Raw genomic sequence first — 12,913 nt, 5'->3', positions numbered from 1 at the left:
TAGGCACAACGACGAGCGCGGCGCGGTTCCGTGCGGCGCGGTCACTACACTCTTCGGTCTCGTCAAGCACGCAATGCCTGCCGCGCGCCCCTGGCGTTTGAACTCCAACACGCTGCCCGACGAAAGGCAACGCCATGTCCCTGACCGACAAGCTCCAGATCCCTACGGCGAACGCGGGCGGCAGCTTTGCCGCGCCGGTGCCGCCGCCGGCGGATAGCGCGGCCGACGCGCTGCGCGACGCGCAGGCGCAGCACGCGGTGCTGGCCGAGCAACTCGACGCGGTCAACGAGTTGCTGGCCAAGCCGCTCAACGAGATTTTGGCGGACCGCGAACGCTTCAAGGAATCGGCCGCTGCGTGGGACGCCTTCGGCGCCATGTGGATGCTGTCGCAGCGCGCGATGAAGCGTGTGGCGCTCGACCTCGCTGCGCAGTTCGGCGTGAGCGAGGACGAGGTGGTGGCCCGTGCGCTGGTGCACGCCAACGAGGTGCTGAACGGCGACGGCGTGGATCTGGGCGGCCTCATTGCCGAGGCTCAGCTCGCGCACATCGCTAGGCACAAGCCCTTACTGCGCAAGCAGTTCCGCTGAATATCGCGGAGAGCCCCGCCGCCTGCGCGGCGACGCCGGCCGCCGTATGCTCGGTTGCCATGGACGCCTCCACCTCGCTCGCCGACTTCGCCGCGCGCCATCCCCGCCTCTTCGTGCTGCGCTGGGGCATTTGAAGCGACGCATCTCGACAGAGAGCACGACACGCTTTTCCAGCATGGGGCGCTCTGCCAGGCGACGCATATAGCTTCCGTGCAGCCGGCTGCTCCAGCGGCGGCAGGTTGGACACGGTGCAGCACGCATCGTATTGCGAGCTTGCACGTGCACCGCGCCGCTCCGCTCGAGGCAGCTGACGACCTGCTTGCCCACCCGGGCGAGAACGCGATCGACCACTCCGACAGTACTGGCCTGTTGTTGGCAGATGAGGTCGCCTCAGGGTGCAATCACAAGCCCGGGCGTCATACAAAGTGCGGAAGACCCAGATTTGCTTTCCTCTACGGAGGTCTCATCTGGATGGCGCCTGATCGGAGGCGCTTTAGCACGCATTTGCTTCTTTGGTTGGCATATGCTTTGCCATTTTTAAAGGAATCGCGACAGCATGCGGTCTACCGGTCAATTTGTCCCACACGCTGCACCGGAAAAACACAGTTTATCAACAGGCTTATCAACATTACGCGGACTCATGGCGCAGTGATAATGTAGACTGGTCCACCTCACCCTCACCCCTCCTGTTCGGCCGCCGTGCATCCAAAGTCCATCTCATCCAGAAGTACGAGATAAATATGCGAGTACGACACGTCAGATGGAATTGCATGTATCATGCGGACGAACAGGAGTTGCCATGCAAGAACTGAACAAGACGAATTTGCTGTGGTTCATCGGGTACGCGATCGAGAAGGGTCTCGTCAACTCGAACACCGGTGGAAGTTGGAAGGCTGCGATCAACAAGATCCTTGAGGACGTCGGTCCGGAGGACGATCTGATCGCGATCGATGTTCCGTCCGAAGTGCTGCGGTTCAACAATCGCCACCCGGGCGCGCTTTCGCCCGACTCCCTCCGGCAGTATCAGAACCGGGTAGCAAATGCCATTGCGGAGTTCGCAAAGTACCAGTCCGATCCGACCAAATACAAGGGAGTGATCGGCCGGCCGGCGCTGCCGAAGGCGCTGGAGGCGCTCAAGAAAAACAACGGGAAACTTCCGCCGCTGCTGCCGCCACTACCGGAGCTACCTCCAGCCGAACCGCCACAACACAAATTGAGTGCGGTGACCGAATCGAGCTTGATGATGCCGTTCCCGCTGCGGCCGAACTTCCTGGTTCAGATCATCGTGCCGCGTGATATGACCAAGGATGAAGCCGCCCGGCTGTGTACGTTCATTGCCGCGCTCGGGCATGACCAGCCGGTGGTGAACTGATGGATCAGATAGGCGAAGGGCCGGACGTTCCACCGTCCAGCCCTTCTTTTCCAACTATGTCCGTGCAGGACGCTCAGCATGTGAGCTTTGATCATGCGGAGGGAACGATGCTGAAAAGAACCATGTCATCACACGCGACCGCAAGCACCTGACATTGGGATCAGGTGTGCGGATTTTAATGCGGACAGGCTGAGGCCTGTCCACCTTCCCTCGGATGACCTTTGGGTCAGTGCTGTCGGTACCACACATTGGTGGTGCTGAGTCGTGGCACGGGCGCAGCCCGATACCGCCAGTCCATCAAGTTCGCACTTTTTTCATAGGAGCCATCATGGCATCCAAACCTCGCAATGAAACCACCTCCGCTCGTGCCGCGACTGCGGCCAGCAAGGTGCTGTCCAACCCGAAGAGCACGCCCGCGGCAAAGACTGCGGCTGCATCGGCCCTGACCCAGCGCGTTCCTTCGAATAAGAAGTAACTCCGCTGATTTGATCGGCTTGATCGACGCCGATGGCTCTGGCCCCTCGGCGTCTTTTTCGTAAGGACATAGATATGAAAAGAGATTGGGACACCATGCGTTCGGTGGTGCTCGAAGTCGAGGCGTTGTCGCGCGAGGCGGCATCGAAGTTCGACTACTTTGCGCCGTGGGATTGCTGGTTGTAGCCGTCGCGGCCTGAATAGCGGTCCGACAACGCATCGCAGCAATGCAGGCCGGCTTCAAGCGAGACGAATATCCAGACGCCGCCCCATCGCGAGCAGCGCTGCAGCCACAGTGTCGATCTTCGTTGGATGATGCAGATCGATCAGGCGACTAACCTCCTGCGGGCGTGCGTGCATCAGCCGCGCAAGTTCTGCAGGGCGCTTTCCCTGCGCAATCATCTCGTTCAGCAGAAGCACTTTTGCTGAAACACTGGCGGGCAGATCAATGGTGACCTGTCCACGTTTTGGCGCAGAGGGCATCGGTACTTGGCGCCGATCCTCGAAATAGAAGTCCATCGCGGTGGTCAGTGCATCCGCTGCGAGCTCGATGGCTTCCTCCCGATTCTTGGCACCAGTCAGCGCCTCAGGTATGTCGGGGAAGGACACCACATAACCGTCACCGTCCCGCGCGACTCTTGCGGGATAGCTAAACATTCAATCTCCTTTCTGCTTCACGCCAAGCTGGCGCAGGATCGCCCGGCGCAGGCCGTCTCCCAAATCTTGGGTGGCATGCCGTGGCAGTGTTGTCTGCTTGCCGTTCAAGTAAACCTTCGTGTGTTTCTTGCCTTCAACGAACTGCGCCCCCAGGGAGGCCAAGTAGCGTCTGAATTCTGATGTCTTCATGTAAGAAGCTCCAAGTACTAGTTAGATGGCTCATAGGGTTTCCTTTCAGTTGCATGTGCAAGTCGCACGCGGTCGGGGGGTGCCCCGTGGCCGCAGGTTTCGAGGGGGAGCCCTTGAAACCTGCTACGAGTATAAACAAAAATGTTGATTCTTGGCAGTGATGTTGCCGGCGCACATCACGGGGGGCGGCGGCACGGAAGCGGCAGGCCCGGTGCGCCCGTCCTTTGCACTGACGCGAGCCGATGCCTACCGTTTCAACGGGCAGCAGGTTCGTCACGCTTGGGTCGCGCGCGGTGTAGCGCTGAGCGTTGTCTATGCCGCCGAGCATCCCCGGGGTGGGCGACGCGGCGCCGAAGGCGGTGAGGATCGGCCTGTCAAAGTCGTCCGGTCACGGAGACCATCCATTTCTTGGGGATGGATGGTCTCCACGTTGCGCCGGGTGTCTCTCAAGGCCATCGAGCGCGGCTGGGATGATCTCGTGCGGCTTGCGGCGTCCATTCGCGCTGGCAAGGTGTCCGCGGTACACGCCATTCATCGGCTGGGTTCGGCCGCTATCGGCGATCCATTGCATAGTGCGGCTGATCACCTGGGAGGTCTGCTGCGAACGCTGTTCCTGTGCGACTACCTGACGATTGCCGACTTCCGGCCGCGAGATCCTGACGCTGCTTAGCCGGGGCGAATCGGTGCATCAACTCCAGCGTGCGATCCACGGCGGGCAGATCGCGCAGGACCGAGGACGGCGCAGGCAGGAGATGGTCGCCATCTCCGGGGCGCACGCCCTGCTCACGAACATCGTGCTCGCCTGGAACACCAGCCGCATGGACGGCGTCGTTTCCCGTCTCAGGGCCTCCGGCTTGCCGATGGAGGACGATTGGCTTCGCCGGATCGGACCCGCACACTTCTCGCACATCAACTTCCACGGGACGTACCGGTTCAACCTCGAGAAGTATGGGCATCTGCTGGTCGAGCGTCGCTCGGGCAAGGCGGCGCTCTGAGCCATCACCTGAGCCCGAGCAGTGCGAGACCACACGCACGCCAAGTTTGGCGCGGAAGCACAACCGCCCTACCGAGCAAGTCATGGATCTCTCGTCCCACGGGCGCCGGCTCATCGACCGTGTCAATTTGCACCAGTCGCACTCCCCTCCTCCGATCGGAAATTTGCAAGTGCTTGTCGTGATTGACGTTTTTCGGGGAGACCGTGTCAATTTGCCGGAAAAATACGATTACCCCAGGAAAGGACGCGTCGGGAACACACCGAGGCGATGGTGGTGCGGGACCAGGATCTGCGCCAGGCCGAGGAACGCCACGCAGGACAGGAGAAACGCATGCTGGCCGAAGTGGATCGGGCCAGGCAAACGGCCAAGGCGCTGGAATCCGAGCTGGCCAGGGAGCAGCAGCGGCGAGTCAAAGGCGAGGAAGCGGCCGCCAAGCGGCTGGAGGGAGAGCTAGAGAAGCTGCACCAGGTCCGGGAAGCGGCGCGGCACGCCGAGGCTGGACTGCGCGAGCAACTGGCCGCCCAAGGCATCGAACTGGCGCAGGCGCGAACGCAGGCCGAAGCGCTCGGAGCGAGCGTCGAAGCGCTCCAGGGCCGGATCGACGATGAGAAGGCTTCGCACGAGCAGACGCGGCGGATGTTGGCCGAGGCCCTGATCAGCAAGTCAGCTGCGAAGACCGATACCTCCGTTCGTCGACGGCGGAAGCCTTGAGGCGGGAAGAGCGAGGGAGGTTTTCATCGCCGGCCACTTAGCCCACCCCGGCCCGGGTGGCTGTTTTCATGGCTGTGCGCGGGTAAGCAGAAGGTACGCCCGGGCCATGAGCCAAAGGAGGCCGCACTTGGCCGGCAGGCTAGAAGAGCTGGCCCCGTTAATCTGAGCAACTCAGTGGTCGTCGAGCACGAGAAGTCGATCAAAATCGGTCACAGCCGGTTCGCTCCGGATCTGGTCGTGCGGTGCCCGCGGACAGGCCGGATCCTACTGGTAATCGAGTTTTGGCACACTCATTCCGTCTCCGGTCGCAAGAAGGCGGCGTTCCAGGCGGCCGGGTTCCCATGGATTGAAGTCAGGTCGTGGCACGTCATCTTGCGGTACCGGCGACGTCCGCGTAAGCGGCCAGTCGGCCCACCTTGAGACTGTCCCTTGAGCCGGAGACGATGCTGTCCATCTAAGTTAGCTGGACATCATCGATGCACGTCAACCCGAAGCAGCGGCGCCGTCACAGCGCAGAGTTCAAGGCGCAGGTCCTCGCTGCCTGCGCAGAGCCGGGGGCATCTGTCGCAGCAGTCGCGCTGTCGTACAAGTTGAACGACAACCTGGTGCATCAATGGCGCCGCGGACGCGGGGCGAGTCCAGTGCCATCGTCAACATCGACAACGGTTGCCGAGTCGGCCCCCCAGTTCATCGCGCTGTCATTGCCCTTGTCACCACCGACCTCAGCTCCGGCGCCAGCGCCAGCGATTGCTGCTGTCGCTGTCGAGGCGATCCTTCTTGAGTTCAAGCGTGGTGCGCTCGGTGTGAGCGTGACATGGCCGGTCTCGGCCGCCGCCGACTGCGCAGCGTGGCTGCGCGAGGTGTTGCGATGATCCGCATTGACGCGCTGTGGCTGTGCACGAAGCCAGTAGACATGCGCGCTGGCGCCGAGCGCCTGCTCGCGCACGTGGTCCATGCACTCGGCAGCGCGAACGCCCACCACGGCTACATGTTTGCCAATACGCGGGCCACGCGCATCAAGATGCTCGTGCACGACGGATTCGGCGTGTGGTGCGCTGCGAGAAGGTTGAACGTTGGGCGCTTCGTGTGGCCACGCGAGATCGATGCGACCAAGCCGATCGCGCTGACGCAAGCCCAGTTCGACGCACTCGTGGTCGGGCTGCCCTGGCAGCGTTTGCCCGAGATGAGCGCGATCACGCGACTCTGACGATTAGCTCGCGAGAGGTGCGTTGACAGCGCATCCCCGAGTGGCGGCGGGCCGCTGGAATCTGCATGATTCACGCATGCAAGAGTTGCACGACCTCAAGGACGAAGACCTGCAAGGTCTGGCTCCCGAGGCCATCGCCGCACTCGCGCAGCAGATGCTTCAGCGCCTGCGCCGCCAGGACAGCGAGATCAAGTTCAAGGACGCCAAGATCGAGAAGATCACCTTCCAGCTCGCACGGCTGAAGGCCTGGAAGTTCGGCGCGAAGACCGAGGCGATGAGCGCCGAGCAGCGCCGGCTCTTCGAGGAGACGCTGGCCGAGGACGAGGCCAGCTTGCAAGCGCAGCTGGCGCGAGCCAGGGGCGCGCCGGCGACACCGCCAGCGGCGGGCGACAACCAACGCAAGCCACATCGTCGACGGCTGCCCGATCACTTGCGCCGAGAGGAGCACCACCACGAGCCCGAGAACACGATTTGCCCGAGCCCGGGGTGCGGCAAGCCGATGGTGCGCGTGGGCGAGGACATCAGCGAGCGCCTGGACATCGTGCCAGCGGAGTTCTTCGTGCACCGGCACATCTACGGCAAGTGGGCCTGCCGCTGCTGCCAATGTCTGGTGCAGGAGGCAGTTGCACCGCAGATCATCGACGGCGGCATGCCGGCGGCCGGCCTGATCGCGCACACGATGGTCAGCCACTTCGTGGACCATCTGCCGTACTACCGGATGGAGTCCATCAACGCACGCTCGAACGTGCACACGCCGCGCTCCACGCTGGCGAGTTGGTCCGGGCAAGGCGGTGCGGCGCTCATGCCGTTGTACGACGCGCACAAGCGCTTCGTGCTGTCGGCACAGGTGCTGCATGCCGACGAGACCCCGGTGGCCATGCTCGATCCGGGCCGGGGCAAGACCAAACGGGCCTATGTCTGGACCTATGCGCGCGGCGCCTTCGATGCGGTGCCGGGGGTGATCTACGACTTCTGTGTCGGGCGGGGTGCGCAGTACCCCGTGGCCTTCCTCGGTCCGGAGGATGACGGGCGAGGCGCACCGGCGTGGCGCGGCACGCTGGTGCGTGATGAATACACTGCCTATGACAAGGTGATGATCGCCCAGCCCGGACGCATTCCTGCAGGATGTCTCGCGCACGCCAGACGCAAGTTCGACGAGCTGCTGCGCGACGGGGGCAGGAGCGCGGTCGCGGATGAGGCGTTGCGACGCATCGCGCAGATCTACCGGCTCGAGCGTGAGCTGGCCGCCTTGACGGCCGAAGAGCGACTGGCCAGAAGGCAAACGGACGCCAGGCCGCTGTGGGAGAAGTTGCAAGCCTGGTTGCGCCTTGAGCGAAGCCGCGTGCCTGACGGCAGCTCGACGGCCAAGGCGCTGAACTACAGCCTGAACGCCTGGACGGCGCTGACGCAAAACCTGCTGGATGGCGACGTGAACGTCGACAATAACCATTGCGAGAATCAAATCCGTCCATGGGCTCTTGGCAGGCGAGCATGGTTGTTCGCCGGCAGCGAACTGGCTGGTCAACGTGCTGCGGTCGTGATGAGTCTGGTGCAGTCGGCCAAGTTGCATGGCCACGATCCGTGGACCTACCTCAAGGACGTGCTCACGCGGCTGCCGACACATCTGAACAGCCGCATCGATGAACTGCTCCCACACAACTGGCAGCCCGCAGGCTGATCAGCACAGCGCATACCGGGCTTCGCCAACTGCCGTCAAGGTGGGACGGCGAGCCGCTTACACGTCCGCTGCCAGTGCTCGATTGGGGCGGACCCGGACTGCCGAGCGGGCCTGAACAGTTCGAACTTTCGATCTCGTTCCGTCATCGAGAGACCACCGCCGCTGCTTAAATCGGTTCGATGGGCGGTGCATCTTGCGGTTTGAAAGCGGGCGACGCTTCAGGCTTTGGTGCAAGTGTCGCTGCTTCGCGGCACTATCCCAGCGCTTTCACACGGTGGTTAAAAACTTCAATCCAGGCGAAGTGCTCATCTCTAAGTTGGCGCACGACCTGCGCCGCAAGCAAGTCATTGATGGCGGACGGCTTGCCATGAGTGAACTCATTGCGCCGAGCTTGCACTTCCCCGAGAAAGTCCACCATATTGGCGCAACCCACTGCCCTTAGGTCATTGAAATATGTAGTGCCAAAGATGAGCTTGTATAGCCGATCCATGCGCGACCCGACGGAAGCGTACTTTGCCAATACGTCTTCTCGCAGCGCTTCGGGCACAGTGGCGAGGCCCAGCCGAACCAGTCGTTCGATGCGTCCTTCGAAGTAGGTCCAGAACAACATGACCACACTCGCCCGCTCGGATATCGATGTATTTTGAAGCAGCCCTGCAGCGGACGAAGCAACGGGCCGCTTCCACTCGCGCTCAATGAGTTCAAGATACAAGTAGTCCTCGTAGCGACCTTCAGCGCCCATCATTGCTGGAAGGATCCGCTCAAACCGTCCAGGCGCAACTTCAATGACGACCGGCTCAGATGATATTTTGCCGTTGCAGACCTTGCAAACCTCTGGCTTCCTAATAGCACCACACCCGCATAGTACGAGTCCGTACCAAAGACTGCTCCAGCGGTGCCCGGACGGCAAGGACTCGAACCAAGGATTCATGGCGAAATGCGCCGGTAGTGTCCCTGCTGCTTGCCCCGTCCATTCTCCGCCAAGCCCGACCGCGTCAGGCTTGCGCATGCCGACAGCACGGCCCAAGGAACGATGTCGAGGGCATCGGCAATTTCCAGGTACGGCACGAACTCATGCGACAACGCGGAAAGCGTGCGCTGCTTCACGTCTTCGCGCGACTCATCAAGCGGCTCATGCCAGTCACACCAGAATATTTTGGAGCGCCAGACAATAAAGTGACTGCCGCAGCCAGTGTCACGCCAGACTGACGGGAAGACCGAAATGCCCTGCTCGTCTGCTTCATAGAATCGCCATGCCGGCCCGCTGCGCGGGTCCAGATTGATGGTGAGCTGCTCACCGCACCCGTCTGGACAGGCCATCGCCAACGAGCGGGCAACCCCCCTGAAGACAAGTACTGCGGCACCTGGCTCTGTCAATGCAGGGTTGGCCTCATGGCGGTGGGAGACCTGTCCCTTGAACTTGACCTGCTTTGCTCTTGCCGTCATGCTGCCTCGAGTTGCTCTACATCTGCCGCACTTAACGACGCGACTAGCCGGCTGGCCAGCCAATAGGCGATCGTCCGACGGTACTCATCTTCTTCCGGGAACTTTGGCTCGGCGGGGAACGAGGCGTGGCGAAGCAGATAGACCGCGATCACGCGTTTGTACTCTTCATTTCCGTGACAGACCTTGCCCGCAATGGAGCGAATCGCGATCAGACAATGTTCCAGCCAGCCAGCTGAAGTAGATGGAGCTTGGGCCGTCCTCTTCACATCAAGTGTCGAGGCGCTGTACAGTGCGTCCACTTGCTTACGCCAGACGTCACGTGCAGGGACTTCCGAAGGAGGGACCTGGAAGGCGAGCCAGACGTCGAGACTCGCGAGATCCGCGCTCATGGGTCCCGTCGTGGCATGGGCAAAATCGATGACGATGGCGTCCGCGTTGCGAATGCGAACGTTCTCCCCGTGCATGTCACCGTGCACAACGGATTTTCGCCATTGCTCTGGCGGGAGATCAAGCAGCGCATGCCACAGGTCCCGCGGCTGCATCACGTCACCGAAGGCCCTTGCGGCTTCCACCCGCTTGGGGGGCACCGTCGTGTGGTCACAGAAGTGCCGCAACTCGGAGACAACCGATTCTGAGGGATCGAGCCTGTTGGTGTGCTCTTCGCGACGCCAACCGGCCATGGTCATCTCGAACAACGATCGAATGGCGTCAGGGCCCGCCTGCGTACGTGCCACATTCCACAGCGACTCTGACGGTTCTACGAAGTTGCCCACCAAGATGCCCTGGCGGACGCCGTAGAGGCACCGCTCGGGTAGGAAGTTCGGTCTTAAATACCATGGAATGTGGTGCTCGGCGAAGCGGGCGTAGCGCTGCAGTTCCTCGACGAGCTTGTGTGGACGTGCGAGCTTCGCGAAGAAGGGTGTCGGGTTCGGACCTGCGTAGGATGCCGACAACGTAGCTTCCACAATGAAAGTCATCGCGCCCGACTTGCCACCAGAGATCTCACGCAGCACGATCGCCTTGCAGTCGCTGAACGCCCGGCGAAGTATGAAGACCTGCTCCGGTGTCAGTTTGACTGCCACGGGAATGATGATCTCCAGGGCATCATTCGCAAACGGGCCTCCAGGATGCCGAGCGGCCAGCTCGGGCGCTTCGTACGCGCCGTCCGAGCCGATGCGCACGAGCAAGTGGCTGCGCGTCGGACTATCCTTGCGCACTTCTTTGTCGATGACACGCTGCACTTCCTCGTGCGCCGCGTTGTTCGAGACGACGACGTGCACGAAGAGACCTTCGTCCAAGGCCGCTGTCAGATGCCGTTCAAGCGCTGCGAGCGTTGTACGGAAATCAAGAGATGTGCCCCAGAACACAGCTGCCGTAGCATGTCGGAAGACCACGGCCTCGCCAGGTGCGACCGCATGGATCGACAGTTGCCGGTTCTTAGCCTCACGGCGATCGTCTTCTGTCGGCGAGCGGCCGAACCATAGAATTTGCGGCCGGCTATTCACCTGCCACCTCTTCGCGTGTGGGCAACTTCCACGCTTCGCCTCGCGCTAGCGCGCCGTCGGTCGAGCAGACGATGCAGTGTGCCCGCGGCGCCATGGAGGTCGGCCGCACGCTGCCTCGCATGCCGTCGTAGATAAGCATGCGGGCGCTCGCCGGAAGCCCGGTAACTGCCGAAAGGAACATCGTCACCGCCGCCGACGAAACCGTTGAGTTCAGCGAAATCACTGCCGGCTGCGCAACGGCCGCACCCACGATGTAGGCATCTTGCTGGCGCTGTTCTTCGGTCATCATCTCTCGGCGCACTTGCTCGCCATTCAAGAGGTCCGTGCACACGAGGCACGGCAGTCCCGGGCCCAGCATCTGTGCCCGGCCGGCAATGTAGCGGACCTCATCACCCTCGACGCCAATCGCGACACCAACGTCGACGCATGGGATCAAGTATTGATAGGCAAGCTGGTTCATGACCGCGCGGCTTGCCATCGAGTCCGTGCATCCAAAGATGAAGTCGACGCCCGTCAGTTGGCGCGCCACCTCTGCCTTGACGACGTCACGAGCAAGCTGCTCGCAGTGGGCTTTCGGGTTGATGGCTCGAATGTGTCTGGCCGCCACGGCGATCTTGCACATACCAACGTCATCTTGCGTCGCGCCGACGACTCGGTTCAGGTTCGTCGGCTCCACCACGTCCGGGTCGACGAGCAGAAAATCGCGAACCCCCAGGTGGGCGAGCTGCTGGGCGACAAGCGAGCCCGTTCCGCCAAGTCCAACAATGGCCACCCGAAGCGATTGCAGCACGCGTTGGCCATCGATGCCGAAGGCACGAACTTGCCGGTCGTATTGCGATAACGCTGTATGTGCCGACGCGGTCGTGGCAACGCGCGAACGACCGACAACAGCTGCCTCGATGACCGGGGGGCCAGCGAGCGGGCGAGCAAAAAGCTTGTCATGGGTGAAGACAGCGGCGAAATGAGCGCCGTGCGGAGCTCGCCGAGCGAAGTAAGGCGCAAGCTGACTCTCGCCGTCATCGTCAACTATCGAGAAACCTTGCAGGCCTGACTCACCCGGATGGGTATGGGCAAGCAGCAGGCCGCAGCCTTGACTGCGAGCGGCGTTTGCTATTTCGAGGCAGAACTGCGGCGCAAGCACGGCCGACGCTGCGGTGCGCTGCGTATATGCAGCCGCGGGCACTTCATGCAAATCGCGCACGAGGAAGCGTTCTTGATCGACCCGGCCGCCGGCCGGCCAGACGAACCCGACTGCGGCTGTCTCAACCGACCGCTCTCGCGCTGCCGCATGCAAGGCCTCAACGTCAGGTTGGGTGAAGGTGAGCGTTCTCAACACGCCCTCGCCAGGCGGTCTTTGATCGACGCCACCCATGTCAGCAAGTTGTCTCGGTTGGCATTCCACTGCTGAAGATGCCATGAGAACCATAGCGCCGACTTGTTCAGCCCCGGCATAGGATTGCCGCAGTTTGCGTTCTGCGGCAAAGACCCCGACGCGAGGCGCAGGTCTTCGTCGGCCCAGAAACAATCGGGTTGCGCGAAGGGATAACCTTGCGGGGCGATGAAGTGGACGGCGGTCGCCTGCTTGTTCCAACCACCCGGCAGAGCCATCGACGGCAGCGTCACCAAAGTACCCGTGCCGGGCACCTCGCGTACGGCAGCATCGGTGATGCGCCGCAGCAGGCCCTGGACATGCAATTCGAGCGGTCCCATGGCGGTTCAACCAAAGGTAGCAGGCGGTACCAGCGTAAAGTGGCGCGGACCGCCTTCGCCGTGGCCGATCTCGAGCAAGACGGACTCGTCATCCGCAATCATTTGGTCGGGATCGTTGCCGTGGCCCTCGAGGGACAGGCCGGAACCCGGCGGAAGATTGGGGATCTTCGCCTTGATCTGAGCGCCGGTGATGCTCTCGCTCTCCGACTCGTATCGGTCATTGCCGACAAAGTAAAAGTACGTTTTGCGCGGATGGTGGTTTTCTTGCGTCATTTTGAAATTCCTTCCCGAACGGGCTACCTGACGATGGAGGAAGGTTACCGTGTGCTGCGCCGAATGTCAACTCGGTAAACGATGTCAATGATGCAAACGTTCTCATGCG

At 62.0% G+C, this 12,913-nt stretch carries 16 protein-coding genes and 1 pseudogene; 8 read left to right on the top strand and 9 right to left on the bottom strand.

Translation table 11 applies throughout. The annotated features are described in order from the left end of the window. Positions 1-134 precede the first annotated feature (134 nt). Positions 135-587: a hypothetical protein gene (locus tag ACSQ9A_RS30870; protein WP_436306693.1), complete on the top strand. Its 453-nt coding sequence runs from the start codon at positions 135-137 to the stop codon at positions 585-587. Here ACSQ9A_RS30870 and ACSQ9A_RS30865 read toward each other — a convergent pair. Then, positions 564-848 carry a transposase family protein gene (locus ACSQ9A_RS30865; RefSeq protein ID WP_436307736.1) on the bottom strand — a complete coding sequence of 95 codons (285 nt, stop codon included), beginning with the start codon at positions 846-848 and terminating at the stop codon, positions 564-566. The genes ACSQ9A_RS30870 and ACSQ9A_RS30865 overlap by 24 nt on opposite strands. Before the next feature lie 538 nt (positions 849-1,386). Between ACSQ9A_RS30865 and ACSQ9A_RS30860 the strand changes: the two genes are divergently transcribed. Continuing rightward, entirely contained in the window at positions 1,387-1,959 is a 573-nt protein-coding gene (locus ACSQ9A_RS30860; protein WP_436306692.1) for a hypothetical protein, read from the top strand. 328 nt (positions 1,960-2,287) lie between these two features. Further along, complete coding sequence (locus tag ACSQ9A_RS30855; protein WP_436306691.1) at positions 2,288-2,434, top strand: hypothetical protein; 147 nt, start codon at positions 2,288-2,290, stop codon at positions 2,432-2,434. A gap of 239 nt (positions 2,435-2,673) precedes the next feature. On the opposite strand, the gene ACSQ9A_RS30850 is transcribed toward ACSQ9A_RS30855, so the two are convergent. Both ACSQ9A_RS30850 and ACSQ9A_RS30845 read right to left on the bottom strand, forming a co-directional pair. Beyond that, positions 2,674-3,090 (bottom strand): type II toxin-antitoxin system HicB family antitoxin, encoded by a 417-nt coding sequence (locus ACSQ9A_RS30850; RefSeq protein WP_436306690.1) that lies wholly within the window; start codon positions 3,088-3,090, stop codon positions 2,674-2,676. Next, on the bottom strand, positions 3,091-3,279 hold the full coding sequence (locus tag ACSQ9A_RS30845) for a type II toxin-antitoxin system HicA family toxin (RefSeq protein ID WP_436306689.1): 189 nt from the start codon (positions 3,277-3,279) through the stop codon (positions 3,091-3,093). Between the two features lie 427 nt (positions 3,280-3,706). Here ACSQ9A_RS30845 and ACSQ9A_RS30840 point away from each other — a divergent pair. The 5 genes and pseudogenes from ACSQ9A_RS30840 to tnpC all read left to right on the top strand — a co-directional run. Beyond that, a pseudogene (locus ACSQ9A_RS30840) lies at positions 3,707-4,274 on the top strand (Tn3 family transposase); the annotation flags it as partial. Positions 4,275-4,604: 330 nt separating this feature from the next. Further along, complete coding sequence (locus tag ACSQ9A_RS30835; RefSeq protein WP_436306688.1) at positions 4,605-4,985, top strand: hypothetical protein; 381 nt, start codon at positions 4,605-4,607, stop codon at positions 4,983-4,985. Positions 4,986-5,461: 476 nt separating this feature from the next. Further along, complete coding sequence (gene tnpA / locus ACSQ9A_RS30830; RefSeq protein ID WP_436306687.1) at positions 5,462-5,857, top strand: IS66-like element accessory protein TnpA; 396 nt, start codon at positions 5,462-5,464, stop codon at positions 5,855-5,857. Next, positions 5,854-6,192: an IS66 family insertion sequence element accessory protein TnpB gene (gene tnpB, locus ACSQ9A_RS30825; RefSeq protein ID WP_436306686.1), complete on the top strand. Its 339-nt coding sequence runs from the start codon at positions 5,854-5,856 to the stop codon at positions 6,190-6,192. Before tnpA ends, tnpB begins: the two co-directional genes overlap by 4 nt. A gap of 76 nt (positions 6,193-6,268) precedes the next feature. Beyond that, on the top strand, positions 6,269-7,870 hold the full coding sequence (tnpC, locus tag ACSQ9A_RS30820) for an IS66 family transposase (protein ID WP_436306685.1): 1,602 nt from the start codon (positions 6,269-6,271) through the stop codon (positions 7,868-7,870). A gap of 253 nt (positions 7,871-8,123) precedes the next feature. On the opposite strand, the gene ACSQ9A_RS30815 is transcribed toward tnpC, so the two are convergent. From ACSQ9A_RS30815 to ACSQ9A_RS30790, 6 genes are read right to left on the bottom strand one after another with little or no spacing between them, the layout of a single operon-like run. Beyond that, a complete protein-coding gene (locus tag ACSQ9A_RS30815; protein ID WP_436306684.1) occupies positions 8,124-8,801 on the bottom strand; it encodes a hypothetical protein in 678 nt (225 codons plus the stop codon). Continuing rightward, a complete protein-coding gene (locus tag ACSQ9A_RS30810; protein WP_436306683.1) occupies positions 8,798-9,316 on the bottom strand; it encodes a DUF6527 family protein in 519 nt (172 codons plus the stop codon). The genes ACSQ9A_RS30815 and ACSQ9A_RS30810 overlap by 4 nt, the downstream gene beginning before the upstream one ends. Then, positions 9,313-10,821 (bottom strand): phosphotransferase, encoded by a 1,509-nt coding sequence (locus tag ACSQ9A_RS30805; RefSeq protein ID WP_436306682.1) that lies wholly within the window; start codon positions 10,819-10,821, stop codon positions 9,313-9,315. Before ACSQ9A_RS30805 ends, ACSQ9A_RS30810 begins: the two co-directional genes overlap by 4 nt. After that, positions 10,814-12,154: a HesA/MoeB/ThiF family protein gene (locus tag ACSQ9A_RS30800; protein ID WP_436306681.1), complete on the bottom strand. Its 1,341-nt coding sequence runs from the start codon at positions 12,152-12,154 to the stop codon at positions 10,814-10,816. The genes ACSQ9A_RS30805 and ACSQ9A_RS30800 overlap by 8 nt, the downstream gene beginning before the upstream one ends. After that, positions 12,151-12,531 carry an E2/UBC family protein gene (locus tag ACSQ9A_RS30795; protein ID WP_436306680.1) on the bottom strand — a complete coding sequence of 127 codons (381 nt, stop codon included), beginning with the start codon at positions 12,529-12,531 and terminating at the stop codon, positions 12,151-12,153. Before ACSQ9A_RS30795 ends, ACSQ9A_RS30800 begins: the two co-directional genes overlap by 4 nt. Positions 12,532-12,537: 6 nt before the next feature. After that, positions 12,538-12,804 carry a hypothetical protein gene (locus tag ACSQ9A_RS30790; RefSeq protein WP_436306679.1) on the bottom strand — a complete coding sequence of 89 codons (267 nt, stop codon included), beginning with the start codon at positions 12,802-12,804 and terminating at the stop codon, positions 12,538-12,540. Between the last annotated feature and the right edge of the window lie 109 nt (positions 12,805-12,913).

Origin of the sequence: Variovorax sp. LjRoot290 (assembly GCF_964253985.1) — a bacterium.
Taxonomy (GTDB): Bacteria; Pseudomonadota; Gammaproteobacteria; order Burkholderiales; family Burkholderiaceae_C; genus Variovorax.
This window is presented reverse-complemented; position numbering and strand designations above follow the sequence as displayed.